This window comes from Thiomicrospira sp. (assembly GCF_014859555.1).
In the GTDB taxonomy this organism is placed as follows: domain Bacteria; phylum Pseudomonadota; class Gammaproteobacteria; order Thiomicrospirales; family Thiomicrospiraceae; genus Thiomicrospira.
On the sequence record NZ_JACUTY010000046.1, the window covers coordinates 1 to 16,821 of the forward strand.

At 42.5% G+C, this 16,821-nt stretch carries 17 protein-coding genes and 1 pseudogene; 9 read left to right on the forward strand and 9 right to left on the reverse strand.

Going from position 1 to position 16,821, the window contains the following annotated elements; genetic code table 11:
• The 3 genes from IBX48_RS07860 to IBX48_RS07870 all read left to right on the forward strand — a co-directional run.
• The coding region (locus IBX48_RS07860; RefSeq protein ID WP_296832811.1) for a hypothetical protein at nt 1-427 on the forward strand (427 nt) is incomplete at its 5' end.
• Between the two features lie 55 nt (nt 428-482).
• A complete protein-coding gene (locus IBX48_RS07865; RefSeq protein WP_296832813.1) occupies nt 483-1,610 on the forward strand; it encodes a hypothetical protein in 1,128 nt (375 codons plus the stop codon).
• Between the two features lie 82 nt (nt 1,611-1,692).
• Nucleotides 1,693-2,382 (forward strand): FKBP-type peptidyl-prolyl cis-trans isomerase, encoded by a 690-nt coding sequence (locus IBX48_RS07870; RefSeq protein ID WP_296832815.1) that lies wholly within the window; start codon nt 1,693-1,695, stop codon nt 2,380-2,382.
• A 194-nt stretch (nt 2,383-2,576) separates the two neighbouring features.
• Here the strand turns inward: IBX48_RS07870 and htpG are convergent, their stop codons facing one another.
• The 7 genes from htpG to guaB form a co-directional block, all read right to left on the reverse strand.
• Nucleotides 2,577-4,472: a molecular chaperone HtpG gene (gene htpG / locus IBX48_RS07875; RefSeq protein ID WP_296832818.1), complete on the reverse strand. Its 1,896-nt coding sequence runs from the start codon at nt 4,470-4,472 to the stop codon at nt 2,577-2,579.
• A gap of 164 nt (nt 4,473-4,636) precedes the next feature.
• Entirely contained in the window at nt 4,637-5,224 is a 588-nt protein-coding gene (locus tag IBX48_RS07880; RefSeq protein ID WP_296832821.1) for a hypothetical protein, read from the reverse strand.
• Nucleotides 5,225-5,233: 9 nt separating this feature from the next.
• A complete protein-coding gene (locus IBX48_RS07885) occupies nt 5,234-7,327 on the reverse strand; it encodes a chemotaxis protein CheA (protein WP_296832824.1) in 2,094 nt (697 codons plus the stop codon).
• A 107-nt stretch (nt 7,328-7,434) separates the two neighbouring features.
• On the reverse strand, nt 7,435-8,010 hold the full coding sequence (gene cheD / locus IBX48_RS07890; protein WP_296832827.1) for a chemoreceptor glutamine deamidase CheD: 576 nt from the start codon (nt 8,008-8,010) through the stop codon (nt 7,435-7,437).
• 125 nt (nt 8,011-8,135) lie between these two features.
• A complete protein-coding gene (gene tadA / locus IBX48_RS07895; protein ID WP_365942395.1) occupies nt 8,136-8,699 on the reverse strand; it encodes a tRNA adenosine(34) deaminase TadA in 564 nt (187 codons plus the stop codon).
• 1 nt (nt 8,700) lies between these two features.
• Nucleotides 8,701-10,281 carry a glutamine-hydrolyzing GMP synthase gene (gene guaA / locus IBX48_RS07900; RefSeq protein WP_296832830.1) on the reverse strand — a complete coding sequence of 527 codons (1,581 nt, stop codon included), beginning with the start codon at nt 10,279-10,281 and terminating at the stop codon, nt 8,701-8,703.
• Between the two features lie 71 nt (nt 10,282-10,352).
• A complete protein-coding gene (gene guaB, locus IBX48_RS07905; protein WP_296832833.1) occupies nt 10,353-11,813 on the reverse strand; it encodes an IMP dehydrogenase in 1,461 nt (486 codons plus the stop codon).
• A gap of 322 nt (nt 11,814-12,135) precedes the next feature.
• Here guaB and IBX48_RS07910 point away from each other — a divergent pair, with 322 nt between their 5' ends.
• Nucleotides 12,136-12,453: a hypothetical protein gene (locus tag IBX48_RS07910; protein WP_296832836.1), complete on the forward strand. Its 318-nt coding sequence runs from the start codon at nt 12,136-12,138 to the stop codon at nt 12,451-12,453.
• A gap of 79 nt (nt 12,454-12,532) precedes the next feature.
• On the opposite strand, the gene IBX48_RS07915 is transcribed toward IBX48_RS07910, so the two are convergent.
• On the reverse strand, nt 12,533-13,201 hold the full coding sequence (locus IBX48_RS07915; RefSeq protein WP_296832838.1) for an energy-coupling factor ABC transporter permease: 669 nt from the start codon (nt 13,199-13,201) through the stop codon (nt 12,533-12,535).
• Nucleotides 13,202-13,275: 74 nt separating this feature from the next.
• Here IBX48_RS07915 and IBX48_RS07920 point away from each other — a divergent pair, with 74 nt between their 5' ends.
• Together IBX48_RS07920 and serB are read left to right on the forward strand one after the other, a co-directional pair.
• Nucleotides 13,276-13,683 carry an RDD family protein gene (locus IBX48_RS07920; protein WP_296832841.1) on the forward strand — a complete coding sequence of 136 codons (408 nt, stop codon included), beginning with the start codon at nt 13,276-13,278 and terminating at the stop codon, nt 13,681-13,683.
• Nucleotides 13,684-13,701: 18 nt separating this feature from the next.
• On the forward strand, nt 13,702-14,532 hold the full coding sequence (gene serB, locus IBX48_RS07925; protein WP_296832843.1) for a phosphoserine phosphatase SerB: 831 nt from the start codon (nt 13,702-13,704) through the stop codon (nt 14,530-14,532).
• A 79-nt stretch (nt 14,533-14,611) separates the two neighbouring features.
• On the opposite strand, the gene IBX48_RS07930 is transcribed toward serB, so the two are convergent.
• Nucleotides 14,612-15,607, reverse strand: a complete 996-nt coding sequence (locus IBX48_RS07930; RefSeq protein WP_296832846.1) for an MBL fold metallo-hydrolase — start codon at nt 15,605-15,607, stop codon at nt 14,612-14,614.
• Nucleotides 15,608-15,808: 201 nt separating this feature from the next.
• Here IBX48_RS07930 and exbB point away from each other — a divergent pair, with 201 nt between their 5' ends.
• The 3 genes and pseudogenes from exbB to IBX48_RS07945 all read left to right on the forward strand — a co-directional run.
• On the forward strand, nt 15,809-16,240 hold the full coding sequence (gene exbB, locus IBX48_RS07935; protein ID WP_296832849.1) for a TonB-system energizer ExbB: 432 nt from the start codon (nt 15,809-15,811) through the stop codon (nt 16,238-16,240).
• A complete protein-coding gene (locus tag IBX48_RS07940; protein ID WP_296832852.1) occupies nt 16,237-16,617 on the forward strand; it encodes a biopolymer transporter ExbD in 381 nt (126 codons plus the stop codon). The genes exbB and IBX48_RS07940 overlap by 4 nt, the downstream gene beginning before the upstream one ends.
• A 1-nt stretch (nt 16,618) precedes the next feature.
• Nucleotides 16,619-16,821 (forward strand): annotated as a pseudogene (locus tag IBX48_RS07945) (energy transducer TonB); the annotation flags it as partial.

Below are 16,821 nucleotides of genomic sequence, written 5' to 3' on the forward strand. Positions count from 1 at the left end.
CTCAACCGACATCGAAGACTCAACCGACATCGAAGACTCAACCGACATTGAAGACACGGATATCTCTACGGAGTCAGTTAATACAATGGAAGATGCCATTCATATTGATCAAGATATCCACTCGATTGCCGAAGAACTAAAAGAGACATCAAAAGAAGTGACTAGTCTAGCGCTAGCTACAGCTCGACAAGCACAGGAGTCGGCACAAAAAACGCAAGCGGCTATTGAAGCCACGTTTAATGCCGCGGAAAAAGCATTTGAAACCGTAAAAAATGCGGGTTACATGCTAGATGAGCAAAGCCTTGATAAAAACATTTCGGCAGACGAACTGGCGCAACAGTTGCAAGCAGTTCGTGAACGAAATCAAACATTAAAACAAGCCAGCAGCCAAATAAAACAACGTTTAGCGGCGCTTAAACTCAAATAGAAGTTCACCCTGTTGTTAATAACAGGCCAACAACAATTGCAACAGGCATAGGTTGATGAAAGATATTGCTGATGATCTAATTAACGACTTAGAAGACCTTGAGAGTTCTACCCAAGAACTCAACGATCAGGTTGACCGAGTTGTTAAGAACAATTCAACACTCGAAAAACAGGCGGGGGAAACCGTCATGGAAACGGCGGTATTGATGCTTGAAGCCTCTAAAATGGCACAAGAATCTGCAATCAGCAGCCAAGAGTCGGCCACTATCAACTTAAAGTTAGCTGGCCAGCAGCAGCAGCAAATCGACAGCATGCATGATGCGGGCATATCTTGGCGCCAAACCATCCGTGATGCGAATCTTGAGATTAAATCATCACGTAGCTTCTTTATTGGCCTACTCACCAGTGGGATTATCTTAACTTTAATTGCGATTGGTTTAATGAGCTGGTTGGTTTTGTTGTCTAAAACCAATCAAGCCGAATCCCAGACTAAGCTGTTAGACATGATTCAAATCGAAGCCTCATTAAACCAACGCCAAGTTAACATGAAGATTGACGAACTCGCCTCTGTTGTAGAAAATGCGCTGAGTTATCAAAGAAATGGGGCACATAATATCGACCCTAATGCATCAACAGCCAAACCTATTAATGCATTAACAGAAGGTTCAATCGATCAAAATGACAAACCGACGGATATAGCAAACGCAAAATTAAATACTGACCAAAAACAATCCGTACAGTTTACTGAAATTCAGAAAACCATCGACCGTAGCTTAGCGGAGTATAGAACCGCCTTAAGCAATTTAGTTAACGCTACTACCACTAGCTCAGACGACACTCAAAAGATGAATATTGAGCCCTTGACCAAGCAACTTGCCAAAATTGAAAACCTATTGCAAGCCCAGTCAGCTCAAATTGACTCCATAAACAACAGCCTAAAAAACTCAGTTAAGCCTAACTCTACTAGTGAAAAATCCGTTACTTCAGTTAAAAAACCAACTGATACCGTAGCCACACAACTGTCTGAAATGAAAAAACAATTGGATTCACTCCAGGCTCGCCAGGATGATATCCATACTAGCTTACAAAAGCTCACCAATGAGTTTGCAAAAGCAAAAGAAGAAGCGGTCAACGAAGGCCCTAAACCCTACAGCTACCGTAACCCTTACGAATATAAGCAATAAGCAATCGTTCAAGATTGCCTAAACCTGGCTTAAATGATAATGTAATTTTTGTTAATTCATTTAAACTAAGTCAGGATACTTTATGATTTCAAACAAGCTACTTACGCTATCTGCCCTTACTCTCACCTTCAGTTATGCACACGCTTCTCCACTCTCAACAACCGAACAAAAAGCTAGTTATGCCATCGGTGTTGATTTAGCGACTAATCTGAAAAACCAAGCTATCGACATTCAAGTCGACCCTTTTTTATTAGGCCTTGAAGATACTTTAAAAAATAACGAACTTAAATTAACCAGTGATCAAATGAATCAATCACTTGATGACTTTAGAGCTTCCCTAGAGGCTAAACAACAAGCGAACCAAAAAGCTTTGGCTGACCAAAATAAAAAAGCGGGCGAAAGCTTTCTGGCCCAAAACAAGACCAAGCCGGATATTAAAACAATGGAGTCAGGCTTGCAGTATCGTGTAATTGAGGAAGGCAAAGGCGCCCACCCAACAGAGAATGATACGATTATTGCGCATTATAAAGGTACGCTGCTGGATGGGACAGAATTCGATAGTTCATACAATCGTAATGCACCGATTGAATTCAAAATGAACAATGTCATTTTAGGCTGGCAGCAAGCTTTGAAAGTAATGAAACCTGGTTCTAAATGGGAAATTTTTGTTCCAGCGGACCTAGCTTACGGCACACGTGGAGCTGGTAATGTAATCGGCCCAAATCAAACTTTAATTTTTGAAATTCACTTTATCGCAACGGCCGCTGAATAAAAAAAAGCCCGAGCTTAAAAAATAAGCTCGGGCCTATGCCATTCGGACAATAAAAGCTCTTCAAGAGGAGTTGTTGAAAACAACAGTTCCTATATTAATACAAGTATTTTCTAATATCAAGAATATCTAATATATTTCTGTGTTTTTTATAAACCTAAACACTTGAAGCAAGTAATTAAGCCTACAAGTGGCGGTTAAGCTCCGGCTGATAACAGCGAGTTCACGCGTTTAATAAACTCGGAAGGTGACGCCAAGTGATCGCCTTCTGCCAGTTGCGCCTGCTCGAATAAAAACATCGCCCACTCTTTAACTTGTTCGCTATCTTCGATGGCTTCCAACCGTTTAACCAACACATGGTTTGGATTCAACTCTAAAATGGGTTTAGGCTTAGGTAAGGCTTGCCCCATCTGCTCCATTAAGCGTGCCATATGACTACTTATGCCACCTTCTTCTGAGACCACACAAGCTGGGGAGTCTGTTAAACGCACGGTCATTTTAACGTCCGATACTAGTTCAGCCAGGGCTTTTTTTACCTTATCTGTTAGATCGCTACGCGCTTTTATCTCATCTTCCGATAAGGATTGCTCACCCTCCTCCACCAATTCTTTAATATCACCCTGCGTGATTGACTTGAGTGGTTTACCATTAAAGTCGGTCAAATGCGCAACCAGCCATTCATCAATGCGATCTGACAGCAATAATACCTCAATACCCTTTTTACGGAAAACTTCCAAGTGAGGGCTGCCTAATGCAGCAGAATGGTTATCGGCTACAATGTAATAGATAGCTTCCTGCGTTTCAGGCATTCTAGTGACATAGTCTTCCAGTGAGACGCGCTGGGCTTTATCCGAGTCATAAGTTGAAGAGAACCTTAGTAACTTAGCTAGCTTCTCGCGATTAGCATGATCCTCAACCATTCCCTCTTTTAGGACTTGACCAAAGGCATCCCAGAACTCGCTATACTCGGTTGGATCTTCATCTTTAGCCAATTTTGCTAACTGATCTAATACGCGCTTCACTGAGCCTGAGCGGATTTTATCGACCACCTGGTTGCTCTGTAAAATTTCACGCGATACATTTAAAGGCAAATCATTTGAATCGATGACCCCGCGTACAAAACGCAAATAAGCCGGCATAAGATGTTCAGCATCATCCATTATGAAAACACGCTTAACATAAAGCTTTAAACCGTAGCGACGATCTCGATCGTATAAATCAAATGGGGCTTTTTTGGGTAAAAACAATAGCGAGGTATACTCTAACGTACCTTCAACCTTGTTATGCATAACCGCCAGAGGCTTATCAAAATCATGCGACAAAGTTTGGTAAAAGCTTGCATAATCTTCATCGGATAATTCAGACTTCGGCTGAGTCCAAATCGCGGTCGCCTTATTTATCTGTTCCCATTCGACACCAGACTCAGTTTCTTGCTCGCTATCCTCTTTTAACAACTTAAGCATTTTAATTGGGAAATTTATGTGATCAGAATAGGTTGTAATGATATTTTTTAAACGGTACTCATTTAAGAACTCATCCATGCCTTCCTTCAGGTGCAAAGTAATCTCAGTACCTTTGGTTGGTTTAGCTAGGTTCTCTAATGTAAATTCGCCTTCACCATTTGACTCCCACTGAACCCCTTCTTCAACCTGTGCACCAGCCTTACGTGTGTGCAGTGTTACTTTATCAGCCACAATAAACGCAGAATAAAACCCTACCCCAAACTGGCCGATTAAATGACTGTCTTTGGCTTGATCACCGCTCAGTTTTTCTAAAAACTTTTTCGTACCTGAATTTGCTATCGTGCCGATATTTTCAATCACTTCATCACGCGTCATACCAATACCATTGTCGCGCAAGGTAATCGTTTTTGCCTGCTCATCAAATTCAAGTTGAATGGCTAACTCTGACTCACCTTCACTTAATGCATCATTCGAAACGCTCTCAAAACGGAGTTTATCCATGGCATCCGAAGCGTTTGAAATTAACTCTCTTAGAAAGATTTCTTTATTACTGTAAAGCGCATGAATCATTAACTTAAGCAACTGCTTAACTTCTGTTTGAAACACATGGGTTTCTTTTTTCGTACTCATATTCTTGGTGACTCCTATTGGTAACACTATATTTATTAACTTGTTTGTCATAGTGTCTAAGTGTTATTTTTTCAAGATCAAAAACGCAAAAAGCCCCAAAAGGGGCTTGTTGAGATTTCAATAAATTTAGTAAATACTTGAAACCGCGATAAATAAACTGGACTTTAAAACAGTTCAATCTCTTCTTCATTATTTTCTTGCTCGGCATGCATACGTTGAGACATGCGAGCCTTCATAATTTCAATTGCCTGGGCCGAAGGTATTTTCTGATCAAAAATTAATTCAAACAGTTCCTCTTCTTCTCGCATTGTGGTGCCTTTACGCACGGATTGTTTGAACTTCTCCCACTCTTGCTCGTCCTGCACACGCATTTCATGCGATACAATTTCCGCTAAACTAGATAGGCCATGCGAAACATGTTCTAAGCGCTGACTAAGTTTGTCGTAAAATTGAAAAGCGATAATCGCTTGTTGCATTTTTTGCGACAAGTCAGAGGTTTGACTCAACAATAACGAATGTTGCTTGTGAAATAAGGCATCATCAGTTTCAACGGTGCCCATTTCGGCCGTGGCCGATTGAATTTCTTCGATATGCTGAGACATGAAGCGAAACGAATCAATCAAAGCATTAACAGAGTGATCGCCCTCGGTGATCGATAATTCAATTTGAGCAATAGACAAGTTCAATATCAAAATGGTCTGCTGAACTTCTTTAGCACCCAACACATAGTTGGGTTCATTTAACTGTGTCATAGTTTGCCTTTAAGCTGCCGCATCAATTTGAGCTAATTTTTCTGCGTTCACTGTTTTCTGGTTTGAAACCGCACCAGCTACATCAAGAATCAAGGCCACTTTACCATCACCTAAAATCGTGGCGCCCGCAATACCTTCAATTTTCATAAAATTGCTTTCTAAGCTCTTGATCACTACCTGTTGCTGCCCCAGCAAATCATCAACAAAGACTCCGGCTCGACGGCCACCTTCTTCAACCACAACCAATAAGCCTTCAGACAAATCTTTTTTGGCATCATTCACACCAAAACGATTATGCAGACGTATGACAGGGATATATTGATCTCTTAACTTATAAAGTTCAGCCTGGCCAGCAATGCCTTTTACCAACGACTTATCCACTTGAATAGATTCCACAATTGAAACCAGTGGGAAAACGTAGGTTTGACTACCGACAGACGCTAGCTGCCCATCTAGAATGGCCAGCGTTAGCGGAAGACGTATCGTAAAGACACTACCCTCACCTCGCTTTGTCCGCACTTCGACAGTACCACCAAGCCCACGGATATTTCTGCGAACCACATCCATTCCAACACCACGGCCCGATACATCACTGACGACATCTGCAGTTGAAAAGCCTGGATGGAAAATAAGGTCAACGATCTCATCATGGCTAATGTTAACATCTGGATCAATTACGCCCTTTTCAATCGCTTTCTGACGAACTCGGTCAATATTAATACCCGCACCATCATCGGTGATTTGAATCAAAATATTACCGCCCTGATGGAAAGCAGCCATCTTAACCATCCCTTTCTCAGGTTTGCCAGCAGCAATACGGTCTTCTGGACTCTCAATACCATGATCTATTGAATTTCGCACAATATGCACAAGTGGATCCGTCAACTGCTCAAGCATAGTTTTATCTAACTCAGTCGATTCACCTTCCATAACCAGCTCAATTGTCTTACCAAGCTTTTGACTGACGTCGTGCACAATACGTGGCATACGGTTAAATGCAAAACTCACTGGCAACATACGAATATTCATGACGCTTTCTTGCAATTCGCGTGTATGGCGTTCGAGATGAGTTAAGCCTTCTTTTAGCTTATCAATCCACTCTGTACTATCCGGGTTTTGCTCAGCTTGATCGCCAAACTGGCTTAACATAGATTGTGTGATAACCAACTCGCCGACCAAGTTTACCATTTGGTCAATTTTGCTAAGATTTACACGAATTGAACCATCTTGCTGAGGAGCTGGCGTTTTCTTTTGCGCAGTAGCGGAAACAGATTCCTTCGGTACGGCACGGCTTTGTTCAGTCGACTGTTCAGCCTTGGATGGTGTTTGACCCAGCTGAGCTACCGCTTGCACTGGCTGTGGAGAGGCCTCTGACGTTATGGGGGCTTCAATAATAACTTCTGCACCATCACCATTAATCCATTCAAACACTTCTTTGATATCTTCTAGCTCTATTTCCATACCAGATAAAACCAACGTCCAACAAACGTAGAGTTCTTCTGGGTTAAATTCTTCAATACTTGGTAAACCCTCAATATGAGCCTTTACCTCTAAGTTACCTAAGGTTTGCAGTTCTCGGAAGATACGGATCGGTTCATTGCCAGTCTTTAATAAACCTTTCTCAGGTTTTAATTGGATGACCCAGCTGCTAGGCGCTTCACTTTTCAAGGTTGCATCCGCACCTGAGGTTTCTGGTGCGCCACTAATAGCAGACACAGAACCACCTAATATCGCTTCAAGCTTGCTCTGTACTTCAGAGGCCCTAACCTCGTCAATTTGATCGTGGTTTTGCAACCTAGTTAACATATCCCGTAACACATCAACGGCCGCCAACATGACATCAATCGACTCTTGGGTGACATCACGCTTGTAATCACGCATTTCATCAAGCAAAGTTTCAAGCACATGTGTAAAACCGGCGATCTCAATAAAGCCGAATGTACCACTCCCTCCCTTTATAGAGTGGGCGGCGCGAAATATTTCATTAATTTTTTCTGAGTCAGGACGCCCTGGAGGCAATTCGAGCAAACCAGTTTCCATGATTGCTAAGCCTTCAAAACTTTCTTCTAAATATGTTTGTCGAAACGTTTCCATCATGTCCATGGTTTTTTCCTCAGAAAACAATTACTATTCAACCAGGTTATGTCTTAAACCTGACTCCAACAATTACACTGGCTAAAACTGCAATTTGTGTGTCGCATTGTAGCTTATTAAAACAACTCAACATCACCCTCAACAGGCTTATGTTCAATCTTTTGAAAGTATTGACTCTCTTGATCAACCAACGATTGATTATGCATGGCATTCAAGCGTCGAACTCGCACCCGCCCAGATAACGGATAATAAATAATTTTGCGTGGAAAAATATCACCAATATCCTGTGAAACCACTTTAAAACCTTCGGTATAAATATAGTCAAATACAAAGCCTATGTTATACCAACCGATATTTGTCATCGAACTCATTATGCGCCCGCCACCAAAAATCTTGAATTCTAATCGATTACGCATCGCACCCGAACTGAGCAATGCGTTAATCATATTTTCCATCGCATAGTTGCCATAGCGGTTAGCGTCCGAAAGCTCAATACCGCGTGCATTGTTTTTATCAACCGGCAACATAAAATGATTCATACCACCAATGCCAGATACCGGATCGCGCACACATGCAGAAATACATGAGCCTAAAACGGTTTCAATCCGCTCTTCCTGACGGGTTACATAATATTCGCCAGGCAAAATTTTGATGGTAGGAATACCTTCTGCTGGATCAATACTTCTTTGCATAAAATTAATAACTTCTTAGAAGACCAAATAGAGCCATAATAACGCTTGAATAAGATAAATTCCAGCGAGCTAGCGCAAGATCATCAACAAATAACATAAAACTCAAATTAAATATTCCGTATCAATTAATCAGATTTTTTGCCGTCAAGGTGCAAGCGATGTGGAAACTTTTTTAAAAGCCGATGCTGTTCGCGTCTTTTTTTGAAGAACTGTGATAATTGAGTAGAGCACTCAGTCGCCAATACGCCCGATTTTATATGTAATTGATGGTTAAAGGCCGAATAATCAACCAAGTTTAGTAGCGAACCAGCCGAACCTGTTTTAGGATCTAACGCCCCAAAAATGACCCGTTTTAAACGTGCATGAACCATCGCCGTTGCACACATCGCACACGGCTCCAAGGTCACATATAACTCACATTCCGGCAACCGATAGTTATTAAGCTTTTCGCCAGCTTTCCTAAGCGCCACGATTTCAGCATGAGCGCTGGGGTCGTGACAGGTAATGGACTGGTTGTAACCGGTCGATATTAACGCATCACCCTTTACCACCAAGGCGCCCACCGGCACTTCTCCTAATGCTTCCGCCTGCGCGGCTAAATCTATGGCGTGGCTCATCCAAAAGCTATCTCGCTCCTCACCCGCCAGGCCTGGTGGGCAATAAGAAGGGACTATATCTTTTGACTCCACACTATTCCCATTCGATGGTCGCTGGCGGTTTGCTCGAAATGTCGTAAGTCACACGTGAAATGCGTGGAATCTCATTAATAATACGGTTAGACACCACTTCCAAGAACTCATAAGGCAAGTGTGCCCAACGAGCGGTCATAAAGTCAATGGTCTCCACCGCACGCAAACTAACCACAAAATCATAACGTCGTGCATCACCCACTACCCCGACTGATTTAACCGGCAAGAACACCGTGAAGGCTTGCGAGGTTTTATCATAAAGGTCGGCCTTACGAAGCTCTTCAATAAAGATATGGTCAGCCAAGCGCAAAATATCAGCATATTCTTTTTTCACTTCTCCAAGAATACGCACACCTAGACCCGGACCTGGAAATGGGTGCCGATATACCATATCCACCGGCAAGCCTAACTCAACGCCCATTTTACGAACTTCGTCTTTAAACAGCTCGCGCAATGGCTCAAGTAAAGACAAAGCCATATCTTCTGGCAAACCGCCCACATTATGGTGTGATTTAATTACTTTGGCCTTGCCGGTTTTAGAGCCTGCCGATTCGATCACATCCGGATAAATCGTACCCTGCGCTAACCACTTAACATTGGTTAATTTAGATGATTCCTCATCAAACACTTCAATAAAAGTATGTCCGATAATTTTGCGTTTTTTCTCTGGATCTGCCTCACCTTCAAGCTTATCCATAAAGCGTTTTTCGGCATTAACACGAATCACTTTAACGCCCATGTTTTGCGCAAACATCGCCATCACTTGATCACCTTCCTTAAAACGCAGTAATCCGTGATCAACAAATACGCAGGTTAACTGATCGCCAATCGCTTTATGTAACAAAGCCGCTACGACGGATGAATCCACCCCACCGGACAAACCTAACAACACATCATCAGATCCGACTTGTTCACGAATTCGTGCAATGCTATCTTCGACAATATTCGCGGTTGTCCAAAGCTTCTCACAGCCACAAATTTGAGTAACAAAACGTTCTAGAATTCGTAGCCCCTGTTGTGTGTGTGTCACCTCTGGGTGAAACTGAATACCATAGAAATGTTTGACTTCGTCCGCCATACCCGCAACCGGACAACTGTCGGTGCTGGCCATTAATTTAAAACCTGATGGCATCACATCAACGCGATCCCCGTGAGACATCCAAACATCAAGCAATCCGTGACCATCCGACGTAACATGATCTTCAATATCACGCAACAACTCAGTATGCCCGCGCGCTCGAACTTGAGCATAGCCATATTCATGCTCATCAGCATTGATTACCTTGCCACCCAATTGAGCCGCCATGGTTTGCATGCCATAACAAATACCCAAAACCGGCACACCCAGCTCAAACACCAGGCCTGGCGCTTTCGGCGCATCATCACCGGTTACGGTTTCTGGGCCACCCGACAAGATAATTCCTTGCGCGCCAAATGACTGAACCACCTCCAAGTCAACATCCCAAGGCTCGATTTCACAATACACCCCAATTTCGCGAATCCGACGCGCGATTAATTGGGTGTACTGTGAACCAAAGTCTAGAATCAAAATGCGGTGATCGTGAATTGAATGCTGTGTCATAGGGTGTCCATATAAAAATAAAAGCAGAGCTAAGGCTCCGCTTAATTAAAAAAGTGATAACGAATTTTAAACTAAATACGGTAGTTAGGGGCTTCTTTTGTAATCATTACATCGTGCACATGACTTTCGATCATGCCCGCATTTGTGACACGCACAAAGGAAGGTTTCGCATTCATCTCCGGGATATCCTTGCAGCCGGTATAGCCCATACTCGAACGAACGCCACCAATTAATTGGTGGATAATTGGCGATAGTGAACCTTTATACGGCACACGTCCCTCAATCCCTTCTGGCACTAACTTGTCTTCCGCATTAGACGACTGAAAGTAGCGATCACTTGAACCTTGCTTTTGAGACATAGCGCCTAACGAGCCCATACCACGATAGGCTTTATAAGCACGCCCTTGAAAGTATTCGACTTCCCCCGGTGATTCTTCTGTACCGGCAAACATGCTGCCCAACATAATACATGAAGCACCCGCCACTAAGGCTTTAGACACATCACCCGAGAAACGAATCCCGCCATCCGCAATAAGTGGTACGCCTGAGCCTTGCAAGGCTTTTGCGACATTTGAAATCGCCGAAATCTGCGGCACACCCACGCCAGCCACAATACGGGTGGTACAAATAGAACCTGGACCGATACCGACTTTAACCGCATCCGCCCCGGCTTTTACCAAGTCCAATGCCGCTTCGGCTGTCGCAATATTGCCACCAATAACGTCAATTTCAGGATACATCTGCTTAATCCACGCCACGCGATCCAACACCCCTTGCGAGTGACCATGCGCTGTATCCACCACAATCACATCTACCCCGGCCTTGATCAAGGCGGCAACACGGTCTTCAGTCTCGGCACCGGTTCCTACTGCTGCGCCGACACGTAAACGACCATTTGAATCTTTACTGGCTAAAGGGTGCTCACTTGACTTTAAAATATCGGTCACTGTGATCATGCCTTTTAAATCAAAGTTGTCATTAACCACCAGCACACGCTCAATACGATGGGTATGCAACAAATCTAGTACGGCCGCACGCTCAAATTTTTCTGGAACCGTGACCAATTTTTCTTTGGGCGTCATCACCGCACTAATGGGTTTTTTGTGGTCGGTCACAAAACGTAAGTCACGTCCCGTTACCAATCCTACCAACTTGCCACCATCCATAACTGGCACACTGGAAATATTATTGTCATCGGTGATTTTAACCACATCTGCAACGGTGGCTTGAATTTGCACCGTAATCGGGTCTAAGATTACGCCATGCTCGTATTTTTTAACCTTATTAACTTCAGCAGCCTGCTCTGCAATGGTCATATTCTTATGAATAATACCGATCCCACCTTCCTGCGCTAACGCAATCGCCAGTCTCGCTTCGGTTACCGTATCCATCGCAGACGACACAAATGGGATGTTTAAGCTAATATTTCGTGTCAACTTAGTTTTTAACGAAACATCTTTAGGCAGTACCGTGGAGTGTGCTGGCACCAATAACACATCATCAAACGTCAACGCTTCTTGCAAAATTCTCACTTTAACTACCTCTTACATTTCTTTATAGGCTGATTAGATTTTTTATTGCCAGTCAATGAAAACCAAAGCAAAAAAACTTTCTCTTTAATTTTCAACACACTAGCGAATAAAAAGACGATTTATTCGACAAATTGGCCCTAAATTTCAAAAATTTCCTCTATTATAAAGTTTGACAGCGACGGGGTAAACTTAATAACGTATACGCAAATACGAAAAACAGAAAAAATGTCTGTTCGTACTTTAGCTTTTTTTGTTCATCCTATACAATTAAAACTGTGATTAACACATAAAAAATAAAAGCTCATCTTATCTGGAGGAATACATGAAAAAATTACTAGTTGGTGCAACTGTTCTAGCAACCCTAACCCTAGGTGCTTGTGCACACAATCAGCAAACCGATAAATACGCGGCATTAGTGAACGAAGCCAAAGCCAAACAAGACATCTCTAAAGAAACCGGAAACATTTGGCATCAAAGAGCTATGAAAAAGCCTTATGTTGAGCATTATTTAGAAGAAGCCGAAAAAGCGCGTCTTGAATCAGTTCGCCTTGCTAATGAAGCCGTAAGATCAGCTAATGCGCAAATTGCACAAACTGAAGAAGCTAGAGCAATGACGCCAGGTTGGTACAAAAACAAATAAGTTCTATCTTATTTAAAAAAACCGGCTCTTAGGCCGGTTTTTTTATACCTGGCCGTAAAACACATCCAGCGCCAGCTTTTCACTTCCCCTTTAAATAGTCCGCATCGCTAAAACTGGTTACCCAGTCCGGCTTCATCAGCACAAGACTAGTTATAATAAAACCGTTCAAAAATGCTTCAGGCGCCACAAGCATCGGTATGAAAATTAAAAAATTGTAACTTAACTCATCATAAGTGTATGCACCCGCCAAATATAAAATGCCCGCCATGCTTAACATCGCCAAAAGCGCCCCCACACCCGCCGTCAAAAACCCATTTAAAAGCACATAAACAAAAAAGTTGCGATCTAAATACCGATAAGCCAGCTTATAAACCCACCAAGTAAACATGATTGGTATCCAACCCATTAACATCGCATTTATGCCAAACACGCCCCACCCGGCTTCTCCATTCAAAGTCACACCCAATAAACCTAATGTCATGGTCATTAATGCAAATTGAGGACCAAACATCAGCGTTATAGTGGTCATAAGTAAAAAATGAAAACTAAATCCACCGCCCATACTCGCGCCTAGGCTCCACAATAAAATCACTACAAAAGCCGCACCAAACCAAACATGCTGTGCACTTCTATCCCCTTTAACCTTATGCCAAGGTGCGGTTTTTATCGCCCATAACATCACTGCCAAATAAATTATCCAACCAACCACGGCCCAACTCAAACCTATTAAACCATCGGGTAAATTCATGATCTTATCCTTATCCAACACAATAAATTTCTGAAAGCTCTATAATACAGGCTTTAACTCAATGACCCAAAACCATGCTGAAAGCTAAAATTATTTTTGCCTTATTTTACGATCTATTGCTATTACTGGCTGTGTGGTTTGTCGCCGCCATACCATTTTTAATCTGGCAAGGCGAAGGATTCGAGACCGAGCCCTTAACCGTCCTAGCTTTTCAGATTTACCTACTTGGCGTCAGCTACATCTATTTAAGCTATTTTTGGTTGCAAACCGGACAAACACCGGGGTTACGCACATGGAAACTGCGGTTGATTCGAACAGATAATTATCTTTTAACCCGCCGAGACGCTACCATAAGATTTGTCATGTGCCTGTTATCTATCGCCACACTTGGAGCCGGCTGGCTATGGCTATGGTTTAGCAAAAACCACCAAACCCTGCACGACCAGCTATCCTACACTCAAATTGTTGATGCAACAGACTAAGCGACTCAAAGGACAACCATGTCAACCATCATAATTCATACTCAAACCCTAAAATTTGAACAAATTAAACGTTTTGAACGCAGCTATGGTAAACCCTACCAGCAAGCTCAACACTATCAAATTGACACGGATAAACCTATTAATCCAGTGGACTTGGCTGATTTAGCGAATGAGTTTAAATTTGACATTAACCTGCTACCTAGCGGTTTCAAGCCCAGTGAAGTTAAGTTAGTCATTAGTGATATGGACTCAACACTGATCGCCATTGAGTGCATAGATGAAATTGCCGATATGATGAACCTCAAACCCCAAGTGTCCGAGATTACTGAAGCAGCCATGCGAGGTGAACTTAACTTTGAAGAATCCCTCACCCAACGTGTCGCGCTTCTGGAAGGTTTAGATACTCAAGCTCTGCAAACCGTCTATGACGAACGCTTAACACTCAACCCAGGTGCGGAAAAATGCCTGGCTGGGCTTAAACAAAAAAACATTAAGTTTGCTTTAGTTTCAGGCGGTTTTGATTTTTTCACCAATCGTTTACAACAATCGCTTAATTTAGACTTCGCACGCGCTAATAAACTAAAAACCACGCAACATAAACTAACCGGTCAAATTGACGGTTCCATAATTGGCGCACAGGCCAAGGCGGATTTTTTACATGAACTTTGCGAGCAACTAAACATAAACTCAAACCAAGTTATTGCGGTTGGGGACGGCGCAAACGATTTGTTAATGATGGCCCAAGCGGGTTTAAGTATTGCATACCATGCTAAACCAAAAGTTCAGCAACAGGCTAGCTGTTCATTTAATTACCGTGGATTAGATGCCATTTTGGATTTCGTCAGCTAAAAATCCTGGTTCGAGCTTCACATAATTTGGCAACAAAAAAAGCGGGCTAAGCCCGCTTTTTTCAGATTCCATCAAAACATTAAAACAAATTCATTTCAAACTCTTGATAAGCATTACTTACGAAACGACCAACCGTGTGCTCATAACCTGGCCACTTGCTGCCGACTTTCTGCATAAACGGATGTGCTTCAACTTTTGGTTTGATCTCAAAATCTGACAGCCCTTCGTCATAATACTTACCAACCGTATTGTAAATCACTTCAAAGAACTCTTTTTGCTCTTTCACTAAAGCCTTACCATCATGTAATCCATGACCAGGAATAAAAGTTTTTATATCCATGGTCTCCAGCTCTTCCATCGCTGAAATAGAACCTAAAAAACTACCATCCGCCATGTTTGCAACACGACGCATCATCATATCACCAGCATATAAAACTTTATCTTCAACGACTTCAATCGCTAAATCCGAGTCGGTGTGAACTTTACCTAAATAATGAACTTTAAACGTGGTATTACCCATTTTAATCGTTTCACCACCCACTAACTCTTTAGTTGGCCGGGTTACGGCGGTGCCCGCTGTCGCATTATTGGTGTTACGACTCATAAAGCCTACCCAAAACTCACCCGCGCCACCTTTTACTTGCTGGATTACTTTTGGATGAGAATAAATCTCTACGTCAGGATAAGCTTCAACAAACGCTTGGTTACCTAACCAATGATCGCCATGAATGTGTGTATTAATAACTTTCACAACAGGTTTATCTGTCACCGTTTTAATCTGGCGCACTAACATTTCACCAATTTGTACCGATCCGCCCGTGTCCACCACCATCACTCCTTCAGAGGTGACAATAAAACCTGGGTTACTAAAAAAGCCTTGGTTCGACGGAGAAGGCTCACCGTCTTGTGCTAGAAAATAATAACAACGATCCGTTACTTTTGTGATCGGTACATTTGGCACATCCGGGCCTTTTTCAACCCAATCATTAGCCGAATAAACCGGCTTCATCACAGAAAAACCGACTAAACCAGCTGTCAGGCCCAAGGCTGACTTTAATAATTCACGACGCTTCATTTTGAATCCTTATATTTGTTAAATTCATCCAAAAAAATCAAGCATAATGTTACTCTTCACTACCAAAAACTGCAACTCAAAAGCCTGCCAACTAAGAACCATTATCATTTGTATTGACATCGTTATCCCAAGCAATCATAATCCCAGCACCATTTTTAAAGTTACAACGCGACTTTAAGCAACCAATAGGATTGTGACTGCATGCAAAATATACACCTCTACCTTGATCTGACCTTCTTTAGCATTTTGGGTTTAATGGGTTTTCTAGCCATCTGGATTACATTTGAGCGCTTATTTCTATATCGACGTTTGAACGTTAAAACATTTAGCCATATTGAACAGATGAACATAGAGATCACAAAAAACCTCACCACCCTTTCAACCATTGGTGCCAACGCACCTTATGTTGGGCTTTTAGGAACCGTAATTGGCATATTAATTACCTTTTATGAGATTGGCCAACAAAACAGCCTCGAAACCTCTGTGATCATGACAGGGCTGGCTCTAGCACTTAAACTAACGGCGGCCGGCATAGCGGTAGCAATACCGGCTTTAATGGCCTACAACGGCCTATTGCGTCGGGTTGAGGTTTTGCAAGCACATTATAAAATCCATCAGGATCAGCAGGCATGAAGCGTTTTGATTCAATGAACGTTGTTCCGCTGATTGACGTTATGCTTGTTTTGTTAGCGATTGTATTGCTAACCGCGTCTTTTATCGTGCACGATAAATTGGATATTCAACTGCCTAAAACCGAACATACCAGCGCATACAACCCCGACAATGACGAAAAGCTCAATATATCAATTGATCAATATGGGCAATTTTATTGGGATGGGATTGAGATTAATGCCGAAGAGTTCGATAAACAGCTAAGCCAGCTCGAAGCCAGCACTCACATTCAATTACGTGTTGATCAGCTGGTGGAGTTTCATCACTTCGTCCGCTTAATGGATATAATTAAACGTCAACAACACGACAATTTAACGATTCTGACGGAACGTAAGTAACTTGAAGTTAAATGACTCAACTAAGGCTTTTTTACTAACACTGGTGATTTATTTATTGGTGATCGGCGCGATCCTGGTTTGGCTTTTTAAACCGAGCGAAACCAGCATAGTTAGTAGCGAAAGTCCTGTACCGGTTACGTTAAACATGTTTGAAATGCCCCAGCCTGAGCCGCAACCCCAGCCTGAGCCGCAACCCCAGCCTGA